Source organism: Caminibacter pacificus (assembly GCF_003752135.1).
In the GTDB taxonomy this organism is placed as follows: domain Bacteria; phylum Campylobacterota; class Campylobacteria; order Campylobacterales; family Nautiliaceae; genus Caminibacter; species Caminibacter pacificus.
In genome coordinates, this window is sequence record NZ_RJVK01000002.1 from 97,490 (window position 1) to 115,524 (window position 18,035).

The 18,035-nt window shown below is 35.5% G+C and carries 21 protein-coding genes, 2 tRNA genes and 1 other RNA gene; 13 read left to right on the forward strand and 11 right to left on the reverse strand.

Annotated elements, in window-relative coordinates; translation table 11 throughout:
- The first annotated feature begins 31 nt into the window (after positions 1-31).
- Together EDC58_RS04195 and ruvX are read left to right on the forward strand one after the other, a co-directional pair.
- On the forward strand, positions 32-520 hold the full coding sequence (locus EDC58_RS04195) for a DNA-deoxyinosine glycosylase (RefSeq protein WP_123352259.1): 489 nt from the start codon (positions 32-34) through the stop codon (positions 518-520).
- Complete coding sequence (gene ruvX, locus EDC58_RS04200; protein WP_123352260.1) at positions 493-876, forward strand: Holliday junction resolvase RuvX; 384 nt, start codon at positions 493-495, stop codon at positions 874-876. Before EDC58_RS04195 ends, ruvX begins: the two co-directional genes overlap by 28 nt.
- Here ruvX and EDC58_RS04205 read toward each other — a convergent pair.
- The 6 genes from EDC58_RS04205 to EDC58_RS04230 form a co-directional block, all read right to left on the reverse strand.
- On the reverse strand, positions 866-2,254 hold the full coding sequence (locus EDC58_RS04205; RefSeq protein WP_123352261.1) for a diguanylate cyclase: 1,389 nt from the start codon (positions 2,252-2,254) through the stop codon (positions 866-868). The two genes, ruvX and EDC58_RS04205, sit on opposite strands and share 11 nt — an antisense overlap.
- Positions 2,241-3,077 (reverse strand): ketopantoate reductase family protein, encoded by an 837-nt coding sequence (locus EDC58_RS04210; protein ID WP_123352262.1) that lies wholly within the window; start codon positions 3,075-3,077, stop codon positions 2,241-2,243. Before EDC58_RS04210 ends, EDC58_RS04205 begins: the two co-directional genes overlap by 14 nt.
- Positions 3,078-3,499: 422 nt before the next feature.
- The gene (gene trmA, locus EDC58_RS04215; protein WP_123352263.1) at positions 3,500-4,600 is read right to left on the reverse strand and encodes a tRNA (uridine(54)-C5)-methyltransferase TrmA; all 1,101 of its coding nucleotides are present in this window, start codon (positions 4,598-4,600) and stop codon (positions 3,500-3,502) included.
- Positions 4,601-4,713: 113 nt separating this feature from the next.
- Entirely contained in the window at positions 4,714-5,442 is a 729-nt protein-coding gene (fliP, locus tag EDC58_RS04220; protein WP_123352264.1) for a flagellar type III secretion system pore protein FliP, read from the reverse strand.
- Complete coding sequence (locus EDC58_RS04225) at positions 5,439-6,209, reverse strand: OmpA family protein (protein ID WP_123352265.1); 771 nt, start codon at positions 6,207-6,209, stop codon at positions 5,439-5,441. The genes fliP and EDC58_RS04225 overlap by 4 nt, the downstream gene beginning before the upstream one ends.
- Positions 6,210-6,217: 8 nt before the next feature.
- Complete coding sequence (locus EDC58_RS04230) at positions 6,218-6,985, reverse strand: motility protein A (protein ID WP_123352266.1); 768 nt, start codon at positions 6,983-6,985, stop codon at positions 6,218-6,220.
- A gap of 59 nt (positions 6,986-7,044) precedes the next feature.
- On the opposite strand from EDC58_RS04230, the gene glmU reads away from it, so the two are divergent.
- Genes glmU through truA form a run of 7 tightly spaced genes read left to right on the forward strand, consistent with a single transcriptional unit; the run spans position 7,045 to position 13,237 of the window.
- The gene (glmU, locus tag EDC58_RS04235) at positions 7,045-8,325 is read left to right on the forward strand and encodes a bifunctional UDP-N-acetylglucosamine diphosphorylase/glucosamine-1-phosphate N-acetyltransferase GlmU (protein ID WP_123352267.1); all 1,281 of its coding nucleotides are present in this window, start codon (positions 7,045-7,047) and stop codon (positions 8,323-8,325) included.
- Between the two features lie 16 nt (positions 8,326-8,341).
- A complete protein-coding gene (gene coaBC / locus EDC58_RS04240; protein WP_123352268.1) occupies positions 8,342-9,493 on the forward strand; it encodes a bifunctional phosphopantothenoylcysteine decarboxylase/phosphopantothenate--cysteine ligase CoaBC in 1,152 nt (383 codons plus the stop codon).
- Complete coding sequence (locus EDC58_RS04245) at positions 9,474-10,151, forward strand: hypothetical protein (RefSeq protein ID WP_123352269.1); 678 nt, start codon at positions 9,474-9,476, stop codon at positions 10,149-10,151. Before coaBC ends, EDC58_RS04245 begins: the two co-directional genes overlap by 20 nt.
- 1 nt (position 10,152) lies before the next feature.
- On the forward strand, positions 10,153-10,815 hold the full coding sequence (locus EDC58_RS04250; RefSeq protein ID WP_123352270.1) for a di-trans,poly-cis-decaprenylcistransferase: 663 nt from the start codon (positions 10,153-10,155) through the stop codon (positions 10,813-10,815).
- A gap of 1 nt (position 10,816) precedes the next feature.
- Positions 10,817-11,566, forward strand: a complete 750-nt coding sequence (locus tag EDC58_RS04255) for a prepilin peptidase (RefSeq protein WP_123352271.1) — start codon at positions 10,817-10,819, stop codon at positions 11,564-11,566.
- Positions 11,559-12,530, forward strand: a complete 972-nt coding sequence (locus tag EDC58_RS04260) for an LptF/LptG family permease (RefSeq protein WP_123352272.1) — start codon at positions 11,559-11,561, stop codon at positions 12,528-12,530. The genes EDC58_RS04255 and EDC58_RS04260 overlap by 8 nt, the downstream gene beginning before the upstream one ends.
- Positions 12,512-13,237 carry a tRNA pseudouridine(38-40) synthase TruA gene (gene truA, locus EDC58_RS04265; protein WP_123352273.1) on the forward strand — a complete coding sequence of 242 codons (726 nt, stop codon included), beginning with the start codon at positions 12,512-12,514 and terminating at the stop codon, positions 13,235-13,237. Before EDC58_RS04260 ends, truA begins: the two co-directional genes overlap by 19 nt.
- 53 nt (positions 13,238-13,290) lie before the next feature.
- On the opposite strand, the gene EDC58_RS04270 is transcribed toward truA, so the two are convergent.
- Positions 13,291-13,367, reverse strand: a tRNA-Met gene (locus EDC58_RS04270).
- A gap of 9 nt (positions 13,368-13,376) precedes the next feature.
- Positions 13,377-13,451 (reverse strand) — tRNA-Gln (locus EDC58_RS04275).
- Positions 13,452-13,604: 153 nt separating this feature from the next.
- Between EDC58_RS04275 and EDC58_RS04280 the strand changes: the two genes are divergently transcribed.
- The 4 genes from EDC58_RS04280 to dnaJ all read left to right on the forward strand — a co-directional run bounded on the left by EDC58_RS04280 (position 13,605) and on the right by dnaJ (position 15,553).
- Entirely contained in the window at positions 13,605-13,805 is a 201-nt protein-coding gene (locus tag EDC58_RS04280; RefSeq protein ID WP_123352274.1) for a hypothetical protein, read from the forward strand.
- Positions 13,786-14,058, forward strand: a complete 273-nt coding sequence (locus tag EDC58_RS04285) for a cupin domain-containing protein (protein WP_211325228.1) — start codon at positions 13,786-13,788, stop codon at positions 14,056-14,058. The genes EDC58_RS04280 and EDC58_RS04285 overlap by 20 nt, the downstream gene beginning before the upstream one ends.
- A 21-nt stretch (positions 14,059-14,079) precedes the next feature.
- Positions 14,080-14,411, forward strand: an RNA gene (gene rnpB / locus EDC58_RS04290) — RNase P RNA component class A.
- 62 nt (positions 14,412-14,473) lie between these two features.
- A complete protein-coding gene (gene dnaJ, locus EDC58_RS04295) occupies positions 14,474-15,553 on the forward strand; it encodes a molecular chaperone DnaJ (RefSeq protein WP_123352276.1) in 1,080 nt (359 codons plus the stop codon).
- A gap of 6 nt (positions 15,554-15,559) precedes the next feature.
- Here the strand turns inward: dnaJ and EDC58_RS04300 are convergent, their stop codons facing one another.
- The 3 genes from EDC58_RS04300 to folD are packed head-to-tail and all read right to left on the reverse strand — an operon-like array spanning position 15,560 to position 18,035.
- Positions 15,560-16,219, reverse strand: a complete 660-nt coding sequence (locus EDC58_RS04300; RefSeq protein ID WP_123352277.1) for a site-2 protease family protein — start codon at positions 16,217-16,219, stop codon at positions 15,560-15,562.
- Complete coding sequence (gene lepB, locus EDC58_RS04305) at positions 16,219-17,184, reverse strand: signal peptidase I (RefSeq protein WP_123352278.1); 966 nt, start codon at positions 17,182-17,184, stop codon at positions 16,219-16,221. Before lepB ends, EDC58_RS04300 begins: the two co-directional genes overlap by 1 nt.
- A complete protein-coding gene (folD, locus tag EDC58_RS04310; RefSeq protein WP_123352279.1) occupies positions 17,181-18,035 on the reverse strand; it encodes a bifunctional methylenetetrahydrofolate dehydrogenase/methenyltetrahydrofolate cyclohydrolase FolD in 855 nt (284 codons plus the stop codon). The genes lepB and folD overlap by 4 nt, the downstream gene beginning before the upstream one ends.

The window sequence follows — 18,035 nt, forward strand, 5'->3', positions numbered from 1 at the left end:
TTGAAGTTGTGAAATTATCGGGAGGAAAAAAGTGGAAAAATTAATTCATCCGTTCAAACCTATAATTTTCGATGATAGTGAAATTTTAATACTCGGAACTTTCCCTTCTATAAAATCGTTCGAAAACAATTTTTACTACTCTCATCCGAAAAATCAATTCTGGGATATTTTAGCGATAATATTCAATGACAAAAAACCCGAAACCATAGAAGAAAAAATAGAGTTTTTAAAAAAACACAAAATAGCTTTATGGGACTCTATATGCGAATGTAAAAGAAAAGAGGGAAACTCACGAGATGATAATCTTGAAATCATAAAACCTTGTAATATTAATAAACTTTTAAAACAATATCCGAATATAAAAAAAGTTGCCGTAACATCAAGAACGGCGGAAAAAGTCATAAAAAAACATTTTCCGAATATCAACATAATATACCTAACAAGCCCGAGTCCTCTAAATGCAAGACTAAAAACTCATCAAAAGGCGGAAATATGGAAAAAATTATTGCTATCGACGTAGGATTAAAAAGAATAGGAGCGGCTTATACTCCAAACGGCTCGGTTGTAGTCCCCTTACCTGCTATTATCAGAAAAAACAGAAACCAAGCCGCAAGAGATGTGAGTAATTTGTTAAAAGAATATCAAGCAGATATTTTGGTAGTAGGTATTCCTTTTACAAATGAAGAGATGCAAAGAAGAATAAAACATTTCGTAACTTTAATTGATTTTGACGGAAAAATAGAATTTCAAGACGAAAGTTTCACAAGCGCTATCGTAGAAGAAGAGATAAAAGGCCAAATAAAACACAAAAAAGACGGAAGAATCGACTCTCTTGCCGCTAAAAAAATTCTTGAGAGTTATTTAGCTAAAAAATAACCTTGTTTCTTCCGGTTTTTTTAGCGATATATAGTTTTTCATCCGCTTCTTTAAAAGTTTTTTCAAAATTTCCGTTAAACTGACTTACCCCTAAAGAGATAGTAATTTGAATATTTCCGAAAATTTTTGTCTCTTCAACTTTTTTTCTGATTTTTTCGGCGACTTCCGCCGCATTTTCATATGAAGTATGAGGTAATATAATCAAAAACTCTTCACCTCCCCATCTACACACAATATCATTCGCTCTAACACTGCTTTTTAATAACTTTCCAAACTCTTGTAATATTTTATCTCCGATATCATGTCCGTAAGTATCGTTTATCTGTTTAAAATGATCGATATCTATAAGAATAATTGAATAATCTTTATACGATTTTAAAAATTTTTCGCATCCTCTTCTATTATAAATTTGAGTTAATTTATCCAAATCAGCCACTCTTTTTACAACCACAAATCTATAATAAAGTATTAAGAAAAAGAGAATAATAAAATATATTACAGCAATCAAGATTACGGAATTAGTATAACTCAAACTAATATCTTTTATCTCTTTTATCGAGCTTATAGGAATAATTTTTATAAAATAACCTATTTTTTTATTAAAAGAATAAATCGGATAAGAAAACACTATGTAATTTCCTAATATATTTATATGTTTATTAAAATCCACTTTTACGTGAACTTTATTAAAATATTTACAAACGTCTCCATCAATAACGTAATTTGGATTTAATTTACACAGAGGCATTTTGGAATTTGGTAAAAACTTTTTATCTATTAAAAAAGCAATGTAATGTCTATTAAACACATGCATCAAAAAATCTCTATAATTAAATGCAATTTCAATATTTGCTAAATGTATTCCTTCTTTATACAAAGGAAAAATATTTACGAATTTTAATCCCTCTTTGGTTAAAATAAAACCGCTAAAAGGTTCTTTTTTAAACTTTATATAATTTGCAGCTTTTGCCATTTCATTTACTATATCTCCGAATTTATTTACATCGTTAAATCTAATAAGAGAAGCACCGTTTGGCAACATCAAATGAAATTGAGACACTTTATATTTTTTTAATACCAAATATTTGGGAAAAAGTTCTACAATTAAATCATCCCGAGTTTTTTCACCGGGATTTTGAATATAATCTTCTATCATGGAAATGATTTTTTTATCGAAAATCAAATCTTTTATCAGTTCGGCTTCCGAAAAAATCATTTGTTTTTCGCTAAGAAAAAGATCTTTTTTTTCAACATAAAGGTTGTTAATAATTGAATTTATCTTTTCACTTTTTTTCTGCTCAACGAAATAAATAAAAATAATAAAGCCAAAAGTCAAAGAAACAATTAGTGTGATTAAATTTTTTTTATTTAACTCCATTCCTCAGCCTCAAATAATATTGGTTGATAAAATCGCTCTTTTTAGCAAGATATCCGGTTAAATTTTCAACCTCGGTTTTATTTCCTTTTTCAAAATCGATTTGCATACTCATTTTACTTTCATACGGAATATTTAAAGCCTGTTTTATTACTTTTTCTTTCTCTTCACTTAAATCAACACCCTCTTCTTTTGCAATTTTTATCACTTCATCGAGAAATTTTTCAACCTCATCTCTTTTTTGTTCCATAATCCAACCGGTAGGCTTTTGATAGTAGCTTTGAAGGGTAGCGAAAGTAGATATAAAAAGATATTTTTTCCAAATATCTTTTTTAATATCTTCACTAAACTTAACTTTTAAATCACACCCCTCAAAAGCTTTTCTAACTACCTCGTCATCCTCCACACACAGATAAAAAAGAGGAGTTTTTTTATGGATAACGTTAATATCTTTTTTGTTTGAGAGGATATAAATACACGCTTTTAATAATTTTACGTTTAAATTTTCAAACTTTTCAAAATGCCCTATTCCATTTAAAATAGGAACGACTCTTGTATTTTCATTTGAGTGATTTTTTATTAACGGCAAAATATTATCGATATTATATGACTTTACCGTGACAAAAATTAAATCGTAAATTCCTTTTATCTCCGTCTTTGGAAAAACAATCTCTTCTTTATCGACATCTATAACTTTTAAGCCCTCTTTTTTGATTGTTTCTATCGTTTTTTTAGTCGCGCTAATCGTTACGTCTTTGTTGCATTTTATAAGTTTATAAGCAAGATATCCTCCGACTCCTCCAACACCGATTACTAAAATTTTCATTTTTTACCCTTTATTTTTTCAGCAATTATTACACCTATCGTAATTCCCAAAAAAAACAAAACCAAAAAAATCTCACCTACCAAATCCTTAAATTCCATTTATTACCTTATCCCTTATCCATTTTTTAATCATTTTCCAATTTCCCAATTTCACAAACTCACTATTTCACTATTTTTTTCACTATCTCTAACATTTACTAATTTACACAAAAATTAACCACCCTCAACAAAAGAGCAAATTTCGACCACTACAAAAAAGCTAAAAAGCACAGACCTTTTCAAGCTTGTGTGCTTTTTTTACGCTTTTTTTTCATTAAAATTTGCAATTGTTTCGGGTTGCTTAATTTTACATTTATATCAACTCTTCAATTTCACTAACTCACAAATTCACAAACTCACAATATCACCATCTCTTCCCCTCTCTCACCCATCTCTCTCAAGAACTACTCCGCACTCCATATGATTCGTATAAGGAAATTGATCGAAAAACGCAAAAGCTTTTATTTTTCTACCTTTGGCAAGAGTTTTCAAATCTCTATGCAAAGTTTCGGGATTACAAGAGATATAAATAATATTTTCAAAACTATTAACAAACTCTCTTGATTTATCATCAAGTCCCGCTCTTGGCGGGTCGATAAGTACGTTTTTTAAATCATAAGAAGAAAGAAGAGGTGAGTTTTCTTTTTTAAGTTGAGAAAATTCAGCCGCACTCATTGCCAAAAAAGTAATATTATCTCTATTGTTAATTTCGGCATTAAACGTTGCGGCTTCTATTGATTCTTTATTTATTTCTGTTGCAATTACTTTTTTGAAGTTTTCACTAAGAGGAATGGTAAAGTTTCCGTTTCCGCAATAAAGCTCGACCAAATCGCCTTTTAAATGAGACGAATTTCTCAAAGCCCACTCTATCATTTTTTGATTCATTTGACGATTCGGCTGAGAAAAGGTATTTTCGATAATTTTATATTTGTAAGTTTTACCGGCTACGTTTAATTCTTCTATTAAATAGTTTTTATCAAAAACGTATTTTCTGCCCTTCTTTCTAACGATAAAATCTACGTTTTTAAATTTTTCTTTTAATTTTTTAATATCTTCCGCAATGCTCTCATCAACTTTTTTGTGGTATATCAAAGTTACGATAAGTTCGCCTTTCGAATTACTTAAAAAATCAATTTCATAAAGCTTGAATCTAAGATTTTCGTTTTTTTCTATTTCTCTTAAAAGCGGATTCATTATCTCGTATATCGCTTTATCTACGATTTTACATTCCTCAATAGGAATAACGCCTCTGCCGTCTTCTTTTCTCTTTCTCATGGCATAAAAACTTTTATCTCCCTCATGCCAAACTCTAAACTCTGCTCTTGCTCTAAAATGCTCGTCACTTCCGTGAATCACTTCGATTTGAGGAATCTCAAAATCACTAAACATCTCTTTTAATCTTTCGCTTTTCATCTTAAGCTGCTCGCTATAAGGCATCTGCCATAATACGCAACTTCCGCACTTTCCAAAACTACTACAAGTCATTTCACTCCTTTAATTTGCAATTATTCATTATCGATTTTCCATTAAAAATTGTCAATTTTTACTATATTTTCCCAATTTCACAAACTCACAATTCCACTACTTTACCATTTCCACTACCTAAAACTCTGCACCAACCCCATAACAATCAAATTCCACCCGTCAACAAGTACGAATATGAGAATTTTAAAAGGAAGAGAAATCATCACCGGAGGCAACATCATCATCCCCAAACTCATAAGAATGGAGCTTACGACCATATCTATAATCAAAAACGGCAAGAATATCAAAAACCCTATCTCAAAAGCGGTTTTTAATTCGCTTATCATAAAAGCAGGAACCAAAATAGACAAAGGTACGTCGTTTATGCTTTTTGGATTCGGGAGATGTCTTATTCTAAAAAAAAGCGCCAAATCTTTTTCGCGCGTGTTTTTTAGCATAAATTTTTTAAAAGGAGTCACCGCCTTTTCAAAAGCCTGCTCATAGCCTATTTTGTTTTCCATATACGGCTTTATTCCTTGATTGTAGGCTTGTTTTGCATACGGCTCCATTATAAAAAAAGTAAGTACCAAAGATAATGAGACCAAAAGCGTAGTCGGAGGCGATTGAGGTGTCCCTAAAGCCTGACGCAAAAATCCGAAAACCACAAGAAGTCTCACAAAAGAAGTGGTCACAAGCACGATACTCGGTGCAAGCACCAAAAAGGTCATTAAAAGAGTAATATTCAAAACCGTTACGAGTTGTTTCGGGTTTTGCGGTGCCGTAAGAGATAGATTAACGCTTGGAATCTGCGGCGCCGCCGCTAAAAGAAGCAGGGGAAAAAGTATTAAAAGAAGTTTTCTCATTTAACCTTATCCAACACCGATTGTTTTATTTTTTCTTTGTCTTTTTTTGCAAAAAACCATATTTCGACTCTCCTATTTTTCGCCCTACCCTCAGGGGTGTTATTACTTGCTATCGGATGATACGGTCCGTATGCCGCAGCGCTTAATTGTTTCGGATTCACTCCGTCTTTAATCAAAATTTTAAGTACCGCCAACGCCCTTGCCGCACTAAGTTCCCAATTATCTCTATAAGGGCTGTTTTTCGGCGGCGGTTGATTATCGGTATATCCTCTAACTTGAATATCGATATTTTTCGGTAAATACTCTTTTATAATTATAGCAATTCTTTTCAAAAAGAGTAAGCTGTCTTGATTATTTATCTGAGCGCTACCCGGAGCAAACGTAATATCGGCAGGCAATCTAATATAAAAACCTTCCTCTCCTTCTTCAAGAGTGATTTGAGGACCTTTTCCACCCTGAGTGAATTGTTTGAATTCGGCAATTGCTTTTGAGAGTCTATTAACGGTTTGTGCGGTTTCGTCCGTTTTTTCAATCGGTGTTGCTTTTTGGATTCTGTTTCGGCTGACTTCGGTTTGGGTACCTCCCTCAAGAACGCTTAGAGCACCCGCAAGAGAACCGATAGCCTCTTTTACTTTTTTGGCGTCCATTGTGGACATCGAGAGTAAAAGCACGAAGAAACATAACAAAAGGCTCATCAAGTCCCCGAATGTAGCAAGCCATTCGGGCATACATTCGGGACATTCGCATTTACATTTTTTTTTCGCCATTTTCAGTCCTATTCAAATTGTGATTTTCTTTGGCTCGGCGGTAAGAAACTTAATAATTTAGCTTCCAAGGTTCTCGGGTTATCTCCCGCTTGAATAGACATAATACCTTCGATTATCATCGTTTTTGCCAATATTTCGTCGTCGTTTCTAATAAGAAGTTTATTTGCAACAGGGCTTCCGAAAATATTACCTATCATAGCCCCGTAAAGTGTGGTCAAAAGCGCAACCGCCATTGCCGGACCGATTGCTGAAGGGTCGGACATGTTAAGAAGCATCGCAACAAGCCCTACAAGCGTACCGATCATCCCCATAGCCCCGGCAAGCCCGGCCCAGTTACTAAAAATAGACGCCATTTTTTTATGTCTTGCGTCCATCTGTTCTATATCTATTTCAAGAAGTTCTCTTATCGTATCGGGCTCATTGCCGTCCACAGCCATTGAAAGACCTTTTTTTAAAAATTCGTCTTCTTCGTTTGCGGCGGCTTGTTCTAAAGAGAGTATTCCGTCTCTTCTTGCCTGAGTGGCGTAATCCACCAACTTTTTAATTAATTCTTCGTAATTGGGTTGATATGAAGGTTTTATCGCAATCATAAAAACTTTTGCGAATTTTGTCATCATATCCATTTTATTGGAGATAAAAAGGGTCATAATAGACCCCAAAACAACGATTAAAACTGATTGCGGGTCAATGTACGGTCCGATACCCACCCCCATTGCCATAGCGGCGATAATCAAACCTAAAGCCCCGACAATTCCTATGACGGTTGCTAAATCCATTCTTCACCTTTTAGAGTGGTTTTTGTTATTTTGATATAATATCGGCAAAAAGGATATAAATGTTACAGGTTATCATTCTCGCAGCGGGAAAAGGTACCCGTATGAAATCCAAAACCGCAAAAATACTTCATAAAATCTGCGATAAACCAATGATAGAATATGTAATCGAAGAATCTTTGCGACTGACACCCGAAGTTGACGTCGTGCTTAATTTTCAATACGAAAAAACAAGCGAAATCGTAAAAAATTATCCCGTAAACATAATAAAACAAGACCTCGAAAATTTCCCGGGAACCGGAGGAGCCGTTAAAGAAGTGCCTATTCGCGGGGATAAAGTGCTGGTACTTAACGGAGATATGCCGCTTATCGAAGCGGACGAGCTTAAAAAATTCTTAGACATCGACGCCGATATAGTTATGAGCGTTATGAAGCTTGAAAATCCGGACGGATACGGAAGAGTAGTAATAGAAAACGGAAACGTAAAAAAAATAGTGGAACAAAAAGACGCAAGCCCTGAGGAGCTTAAAATCAAATATGTCAATGCCGGAGTGTATCTTTTTTCGAAAGACGTTATGAAAAAGTATTTGCCACTTCTTAGCAACCAAAACGCTCAAAAAGAGTATTATCTAACAGACATAATAGAAATGGCGGTAAAAGACGGACTAAAAGTAGCCGCTATCGAAGTAAACGAAGAAAACTTCAAAGGCGTAAACTCAAAAAAAGATTTAGCGCACGCAGAAGAGATTATGTGCAGACGTATAAAAAACAGATGGATGCAAGCGGGTGTTATTATGCATCTGCCTGAAACCATTTATATCGACGCTTATTCGAGTTTTGAGGGAGAGTGTGAGATTGGAAACGGATGCGTTATTAAAAAAAGTGTAATCATCGAGAGCGAAATAAGACCTCTAAGCGTTATCGAAGAAGCGGTAATTAAAAACAGCGGCGTAGGACCGATGGCGAGAATAAGACCTAAAAGCGAACTCGTAGATACTCATATCGGTAACTTCGTAGAAGTTAAAGCCAGCAAACTAAAAGGCGTAAAAGCCGGACATTTGAGTTATCTTGGAGATAGCGAAATAGACGAAGGTACGAATATCGGAGCCGGTACGATTACGTGTAACTATGACGGAAAAGCGAAATACAAAACCAAAATCGGTAAAAACGTATTTGTCGGAAGCGACACTCAACTAATCGCTCCTGTCGTAATAGAAGACGACGTAATGATTGCGGCTGGCAGTACGGTAAATAAAGACGTACCAAAAGGCAGCTTGGCTATAAGCAGAGCTCCTTTAAAAATAGTAAAAAACTTCTATTACAAATTTTTCGGTAAAAAATAACGTTTAAAGGGGTGAAATGAAAAAATTAAACGTCCTAATAGGTGTCACCGGCAGCATTGCTATATATAAAACTTGCGAGCTTATAAGACTTTTTGTAAAAAGAGGAGACAACGTAAGAGTAGTAATGACAAAAGCGGCTTCAAAATTCATTTCACCCCTTACATTCGAAACGCTCACTCGCCAAAAAGTCTTAATCGAAGAAAACGAAGATTGGAGCAGCGAGCTTAATCATATCGATTATGCAAAATGGGCCGATATTTTTATCATAGCACCGGCAACGGCAAACACTCTAAATAAAGCTTTTCACGGAATCGCGGATAATCTTTTGCTACAAACATACCTTGCGACAACCGCCCCGGTACTTTTCGCACCGAGTGCGAATACCAATATGTATCTTCATCCCACTACCCAAAAAGCCATCAAAAACCTCAACTGCATAGAAGCGAACACCGGACTTCTTGCGTGCGGTGATGAGGGTATCGGAAAAATGGCCGAGCCTAACGAGATATTTTTAAGGGCTTTAAGAGAGGTTTTTAAAGATGAATTTTGGGAAAACAAAAAAGTAGTCATAACTGCCGGCGGAAGTATTGAAAAAATAGACGATGTCAGGTATGTGAGTAATTTTTCAACCGGTAAAATGGGAGAAGCTCTTGCAAAAGCTTTTTATATAAAAGGCGCAAACGTCGTATTGATATCAAGCAAAGAACACGACCTCTCAAAAGAGATACCTCAAATAAAAGCCCAAAGCGCTCAGGATTTTTACGAAAGAATAAAAGAACAAAACCCCGATTATCTCATAATGGCCGCAGCCATTGCCGATTTTAAGCCGAAATATACTCCGGGCAAATTAAAAAAAGATAAAATCGGTGAAAAAATGGTACTCGAAATGGAAAAAAACATAGACGTTTTAGAATCACTAAAAAACGAAAAATTTATACGCATAGGTTTCAAAGCCGAAAGAGATGAAAAAAACGCTCTTAAATACGCCAAAAACGCTCTTAAAAAGAAAAATCTTGATGCCATATGCCTAAATCTTTTAACAAAAAACGATTTCGGAAGTGATGAAAACGAAATTATTTTCATAACTAAAAATCAAGAGATAAAAATACCTCAAGACACAAAAGAAAACATCGCATTAAAGCTAACCGATGCCATTAAATCTCTCTAAATTAGGAAAAATTCTAAAAACTCTAAACCGCTTGGAAACACCCGCGACCTTTAACGTTTCTTTGCCCGTAAAACTTGAAGTAAAAAAAGAGCTTAATCCGATAACCTATTTGGTAAAAATAGGAAATAAAGAAGTAGAAACCAAAAGCGATATTCCTCTTGCGGTCGGAAAAAAATATTTCGCTCAGATAAAAGAATTTAAAAACTCCGTTCAAATAACAAATTTAAAAGAATATCCCAAAATCCTACAAACACTTGATAAAATTACACTTCCAAAAGAGTTTAGTTCTTTAAAAAAAGACGAGGTCTTACACCATTTGGCAAATGCAAAAAACAAAGACGAGTTTTTATTTTTTATGAATATTTTAATTGCATTTGAGAAAAAAATACATCATCTGATAATAAACGAAAAAAGAAAAGCTTTAATGCAATATAAATACGAAAAAAATTCACTTAAATTTTATGCGGTTTTTAGCAATTTAGGAGAAATAGAGGGGGTTATCACACAAACAAGATTAACTGTTTATTCACCCTATGATGCTACAATCCGCTTAATTCAAGAATACAAAGACGAAATAAACCTGATAGTTCAAACGATAAAAAAAGAAGTAAAACCGATATATGATTTTTCAAATTCACTACTTGACTTAAGGGTATGATATGCATGTGGCTATTATTATGGACGGAAACGGTAGATGGGCTAAAAAACGAGGCTTAAAAAGAACTGAGGGACACAAAAGAGGTGCCGAAGTCGTAAAAGAAATTACGACATATTGTGCGAATAATCCTGAAATTTCGGTACTTACGCTTTACGCTTTTTCGACTGAAAATTGGAAAAGACCGAAAATGGAAGTCGATTTTTTAATGAGACTTTTGGATAATTGGCTAAAAAAAGAACTTCCGACTTATATACAAAACGAAGTAAAATTCGAAGTAATAGGAGATATTTCAAAGTTTTCTCCGGCTCTTAGAAAAAGAATAGAATACACTAAAGAAGTAACAAAAAATTATAAAAAATTAACTCAAGTACTCGCTTTAAATTACGGAAGTAGAGACGAGATAACAAGAGCTGTAAAAAAAATGATAGAAAAAAACGAAGAAATAACACCCGAAAACATCCAAAAAAATCTCGATATCAGCAGAGATGTCGATTTGCTTATAAGAACGAGCGGAGAAATAAGAGTCAGCAACTTTTTACTGTGGCAAATCGCATATGCCGAGATGTTTTTTACAAAAACGCTTTGGCCCGATTTCACGCCTGAGGAATTAGACGGTATAATTACCGAGTTCAAAAAAAGAGAAAGACGTTTCGGAGGAATTTAGATTGGAAATATATACTTACATCGTTTTGTTTTTACTTGGAATTTGTATAGGTAGTTTTTTAAACGTCGTAATTTACAGAGTCCCTTTAAATAAAAGCATAATATCACCACCAAGCAGTTGTCCAGCGTGTGACCAGAAGATAAAGCCGTGGCATAACATACCGATTTTAGGCTGGCTTATCCTAAAAGGGAAATGCGCAAACTGCGGTGCTAAAATATCAATAAGATACCCTATTATCGAATTTTTAACGGGTCTTTTAGCAGTAGCGATTTATTATAAAATGCAAACTATAGATATTTTTTATTTGGTAAATTTCGCTATTTTCGCTACTCTTTTAGCCCTTAGTATGATAGATTTCGATTACAAAGCCGTACCCGATAGCCTCAATCTTTTAGCTTTAACGCTCGCTTTTTTTTCTTCTGCCGATATTATCGAAAACTTCAAAAACGCTCTTTTAATGATGGGTGGAATGAGCCTTATTAGGTTTTATGTTTCGTATCTCATAAAAAAAGAAGCGATGGGAGAGGGAGATATTATCGTTGCCGGGACAATGGGAGCGGTGCTCGGGATAAAACTCTCTTTAATCGCTATATTTTTAGCCGCCGTGCTTGCTATAATTCCTTCGTTATATAATCGTTTTGCAAACAAAGACATCGAATTGCCTTTTATTCCGTTTTTGGCAATGGGAATGTTTTTGGCATGGTTTTTCGATTCATATTTTTTAGAGTTATGGAGCAAGCTGTATGGATAAAATTTCGAAATATCTCTTAAAAGAATTTTTTCCTCTCTTTTTCACTCTTTTTTCTATTATCGCACTTATAGTATCATTGATATTTATTATCTCCATTTCAAATATAACTGCAGGGCTTCAAATAACATTCATAGAGCTTTTAAAACTATATCTTTTATCCTTGCCTCAAATAGTTTTTATCGCAATTCCTCTTGCATTTTTCATTTCAGCCTCATCACTTTACGCAAGGCTTAGTGACACTCAGGAATTAATAGCTCTCTTTTCGTTAGGATTCAAACCTATAAAACTATTAAAAGTTATCATTTTTTTAGCGCTCGGAGTTTCTCTTATCAATCTTTTCATACTTTTCGTCTCAATCCCCTACTCCAAAGTCGCATTCAAAAACCTAAAAAACGAAAAAAAACAAGAAGCCAAATTTAACTTTCAAAGCTCTCAAATCTCACAGCAATTCGGAGAGTGGTCAATCTTTGCCACAAAATCAAAACAAAAAAGCTATTCCGATTTATATCTCTACAACTCAAAAACGGACAGATTCATAATCGCTAAAAACGCAAACCTCAAAAACGACAAAGGTTATTTGCAATTCACCCTAAATAACGGAAATATTTACGATTTCAACAGCAGTTTTTATATTAATTTTAAAGAGATGCAAATCAATCAAAAAATTCCGAAAATAAAAATCTCGATTTTTAATTTTTCAAACTATTTCAACTACAACAAAAAACTTTTTACTAAATATCTACCTTTTGCTTTGATTCCTTTATCACTACTATTTTTCATACCGCTTATAAGTTTTTTTCATCCAAGACTCAATAAAAAACACACTTTAGGCTATTCGATACTGATTTTGGCAATTTATATCGTAGCAACATTTGCAAACAAAAGCTTTTTTATAGCTCTTATAATTCCGCTACTATTTTTTATCATCGGAGGGATTTTATATAAATGGAAAGTCAAGTTTTAAAAGCGGTAATTTCTTATGACGGCAGTAAATTCTACGGAATGCAAAAACAGCCCGGAAAAAAAACAATCCAAGGCGAGATAGAACACGCACTAACTAAATTAAATATTATCTCCGAAGTAAAACACGCAGGAAGAACGGATAGAGGCGTTCACGCTCTCAATCAGGTAATAAGCTTCGACTCACCCTATTTTTGGGAAATAGAAAAACTACAAAATAGCCTTAATAAAATACTTCATCCTTACATTCACATAAAAAAACTCTCCAAAGCACCCCAAAACTTCAATCCGAGATTCGATGCCAAAAAAAGAAGCTACAGATATTTAATAAGCCCTATTTTTTCTCCACATACGGCGGATTACGTAACATATTATCCCAAAAATATAAACTATCCGCTTTTAAAAGAATCGCTTCGAATTCTTAAAGGCCGACACAATTTCGAATATTTCGCGAAAACAGGAAGTAGTGTCAATTCTTACGTAAGAGAGATATATCATACCGATATTTTCGAATATAAAAACTTAACGGTTATCAAGATTGTAGGAAACGGCTTTTTAAGAGGTCAAATAAGAATAATAGTCGATTTTTTACTAAAAATAAACGAAGACGTCTTAAGCTTAAACGACCTAAAAGCACAGCTTAACGGAAAGCTCATATCAAAACATCTCGCACCACCTAACGGATTATATCTTGAGAGAATTTGGTATTAAAATGCTGAGTTATTAAGCTTTAGTGTCAGAGAGTTTTAGTCTTTAAATTTTTTTGGTTGCGGGGGTGGGATTTGAACCCACGACCTCCGGGTTATGAGCCCGGCGAGCTACCAGGCTGCTCTACCCCGCGTCATTCAAATGGCTGGGCTGGGAGGATTCGAACCTCCGAATGACGGAGTCAAAGTCCGCTGCCTTACCACTTGGCGACAGCCCAATGTCATTTGGTGATGAAATTGTAGTAAAAAAAGCCCGCCAAGTCAAGAGTTTTAAAGCAAATTTCGACAAAATTTCATAAAAATTAAATTCTAAGTCAATCTATATCAAGAAAGTTAAATTTTTTGATATAATTATATAAAAAAGGAGAAAAATGGCAACGATTGAATCACTTGATAAAGTACTAAATGAAGTGGAAGAAGAACTAAAAGAAGCGCTATTCGAAACTGAAAAAATTAAGGTAAAATATACAAAAGCATCGGCAAGAAGACTAAGAAGACATCTTGATAATTTGGCAAAACTGAAAGTTACGTTAAGAAAGGAGATGTTGGAGTATGAAAAAAACCACCTCTGAAATGATAGAGGAGTTAAAAGCAAAAGGTTTTAAGGATATATTCATTTGGAGCGATAGCAAGGGTACATATTACGATTGGCATAAACACCCTTATGACGAAATAAGAGTAATGCTTAAAGGCGAAATGATAATAAATACAAAAGAGAATCAATATCACCTAAAAGCCGGGGATGTTTTAAACGTCCCTGCCGGCGAAGTACATGAGGCGTACGTACTTGAAGATTGCGAATATATTTGCGGCTCTAAATACTAAAATTTGGTATAATTATATATAAAGGCACACCGGGAGGCTGCTGGGAAACCAGAGGAAAGTCCGGGCTGCAGCAAGGCAGGGGTCAGTCTAACGGACTGCCGCCGAAAGGCGAGGGAAAGTGCCACAGAAAACAGACCGCCGATGGAGCCTTCGGGCTCACAGGCAAGGGTGAAACGGTGAGGTAAGAGCTCACCAGAGGGTATGGCGACATACCCTGCTTGGTAAACCCACCCCGCAGCAAGGAGGGATGGTAAAGCCTTGCGTCACTACCCTCCGCATGAGCGGCACCGCAAGGTGCGCGCCGAGATAAATAGCCTCCGAAACAGAACCCGGCTTACTGGTGTGCCTATTACTTCATACATCTACAAAATCCCGCTTACTTGATATAATTTCACAAAAATTTCCAGGAGGGGAAATGGATTATTATGAAATTTTAGGCGTTAGCAAAAACGCGACAAAAGTGGAAATAAAAAAAGCATATAGAAAACTCGCAATGAAATATCATCCGGACAAAAACCCGGGAGATAAAGAAGCGGAAGAAAAATTCAAACTGATAAACGAAGCTTATCAAGTATTAAGCGACGACGAAAAAAGAGCGATTTACGACAAATACGGAAAAGAAGGTTTAGAGGGCAGAGGATACAAAACGGACTTCAATTTTAACGACATCTTCGATATGTTTAATGACATTTTCGGTGGCGGCGGATATGAAGAATTTCATATGCCGTACGATATGGATAGAGCCGTGGAAGTCGAACTTGAATTTGAAGAAGCGATATACGGAATAAGCAAAGAAATAGAGATAGATTATTATGCGCTTTGTCCAAAATGTAAAGGTACGGGTGCCGAAGAGACGATAACGTGTCCGAGCTGCCACGGAAGAGGAAGTATTGTAGTCGGAAACGGCTTTATGAGAATATCCCAAACGTGTCCTCAGTGTAGCGGAAGAGGATTTATTCCTAAAAAAGTTTGTAACGAGTGTAGAGGTCGCGGGTATGTGATTAAGAGCGAAAAAATAAAAGTGGATATCCCTGCCGGGGTTGATAGCGGTATGAGAATGAGAGTGAGAGGACACGGAAACGAATATCCAAACGGCAGAGGAGATTTATATCTGATATTTAACGTAAAACCTTCAAAAATCTTCCAAAGAAAAGGAAACCATTTAATAGTAGATGTCCCGGTATTTTTCACAAGCGCTATTTTAGGAGATAAAGTCAAAATTCCTACTCTAAACGGAGAAAAAGAGATAGAAATCAAACCGAATACAAAAGACAACACCAAAATAATCTTCAGAGGCGAAGGTATAGCCGACCCGAATACGGGAAGAAAAGGCGATTTGATAGCTATAATAAACATCGTATATCCTAAAAAACTTAACGACGAACAAAGAGAACTTCTTGAAAAATTACACGAAAGCTTTACTGGCGAGATAAAAGAGCACAAAAGTTTCTTGGATGAAGCGATAGAAAAAGTTAAAGGCTGGTTTAAAAAATAACCGCCTTTAACTTAAAAGCCAAGCAATAATAATTTTTGCCGGCATAAAGATATAATCGCTAAGCGGCGTAAAAAGAATAATCATCAAAATTATCATTCCGTAAGGCTCTATTTTGTTATAAAACCTCACAATACTTTCCCACCTAAAATGTAAAGAAAGATATTTTATAGCGTTCGCTCCGTCAAGCGGAGGTACGGGTATTAGGTTGAATACCGCCAAAATTACGTTTACCACCACCATATAAAATAAAAACATAAAGAGAAACGCTTCTATCAAATTGTTCGGAGGATAAACAAACCCGATAATACTCGAAGCGATAAGCGCCATAATAAAATTATACGTCACTCCCGCCAAGCTAACAGCCACGGCAGCCAAATATCCTCCGTTTTGCACTACTGTAAAAATATTAACCGGCACGGGCTTAGCCCACCCGAAAATTATAGGATTTTCAACGCCTACGAGTTTCTGCGAAAGATACAAAACTATCGGAAAAACGATACTCCCGAAAGGGTCGATATGTTTTATCGGATTGATAGATAATCTTCCTTCCCTACTTGCCGTTTCGTCTCCGTAATATTTTGCAACAAGTCCGTGCATAATCTCATGCCCGATAATCGCCACCAAAAAGGCTAAAATCATAGCCGAAAATTTAATAACAAAATCCATTAATACCCTTCACATCCTGCGGTTTTATAAGGTTGTTTTCCTTCTCTTAACTCTTCTTCGATTTCATTGATAGTTTTTCCTACCCTATTCCATCTGATAGTGAAATCTTTATCCCAGCTCATATAAATAAACCAAGGCTTTCCTACTACGAGTTTATAAGGCACAGGTCCCCAAAATCTACTATCAAAACTCTCGTCTCTGTTATCACCTATCATTAAGAAATAATCTTTTGCAAGTTTCGAATAGAAAAACTGAACTTTTCCGTCTTTAAGATAAAATCCCATTCCGACGTCTATTTGCTGAGGCGATACGTCTTCTCCTTGAAGAGCCGCCGCTGCGATTACTTGATTGATTATTTTCTTGACTTCTTTATAAGGCACGTATCCGCTGTATTTGTTTAATCCAGCAAAATCCACAAGCTCTTGAGCTCTTTGTCTTAGTGCGAAAAACGTTACGTTTTGATTGATATAATGTATTCCTCTATGCTCTTTCATATAAGGATTCAATACGAAAAGTTTGCCGTTGAACTCTTTTGTCTCGAATCCTTTGAAATGTTTTTTTACATATTCGTTGCCGTTTTTCGGATGAAGCCAAAAACCTTTGTCGTCATATATCACCTCATCACCATTTCCGGCAAAACATCTTTTGACAAAATGCATTTTCACTTTCAAAGGAAACCTGAAAATTACAATATCTCCGTCTTTTGGTCTCGGACCGTCTATTAAGTGCCCGTCTCCTCTAAAATCAGGCAAAATCGGCACTTCTATCCAAGGAATATGAGGAATCGGTACTCCGTATGCAAATTTTTTGGCAAATAACGCATCTCCTGGAAGTAAAGTTTTCTTCATACTTCCGCTCGGAATTACAAACGCTTGAGCCAAGAAAAATATTACAAGTAATACGATTACGATCGTACCGGTCCAAGAGTTGGACCAGTGATAAAGTTTTTTTAACTTTTCTTTCATTTAACCTCTTTTGCGAAATTTTTTGCGGCTTTTACCGTATTTTTTAGAAGCATTGCGATTGTCATAGGTCCCACACCACCGGGTACCGGAGTAATATAAGAAGCTTTTTTACTTACGTTTTCAAAATCCACATCCCCTACGAGTTTGCCGCTTGGAAGTCTGTTTATTCCGATATCTACAACGATAACGCCATCTTTTACCATATCTTCTGTAATTAAGTTAGGCTTCCCAACCCCTACGATTACGATATCGGCTCTTTTAGTATGAGCCGCTAAATCACGAGTTTCGATATGACAAATATCTACCGTCGCCCAAGCATTTACAAGTAGCGCCCACATCGGCTTACCAACGATATTGCTTGCTCCCACGACACATACGTCTTTTCCTACAAGGTCGATATCGTACTCCTTAAAAAGCTCCATAACTCCAAGCGGAGTACAAGGGGCGAAAGTATCTAGTCCTTCGACAAGTCTTCCCATATTATAAGGATGAAACCCGTCAACGTCTTTTTTAGGAGACACTCTTTCTAAGATTTTAGTAGTATCTATATGTTTTGGGAGAGGTAATTGAATCAAAAGTCCGTGAATATTCGGATTTTCGTTAATCATATCGATAGTTGAGAGAAGTTCTTTTTCAGTAATATTCTCAGGAAATTCATGTACGACACTATAAATTCCAACATCCTGACAAGCGTCTCTTTTCATTTTTACATAAACATGGCTTGCCGGGTCGTTTCCGACCAAAATCACCGCAAGTCCGGGAGTTATACCTTTGGCTTTGAGCTCTTCTACTTCACCTCTTAACTCTTCTTTTATCTTATTTGACAGCTTTTTTCCGTCGAGAATTGTCAT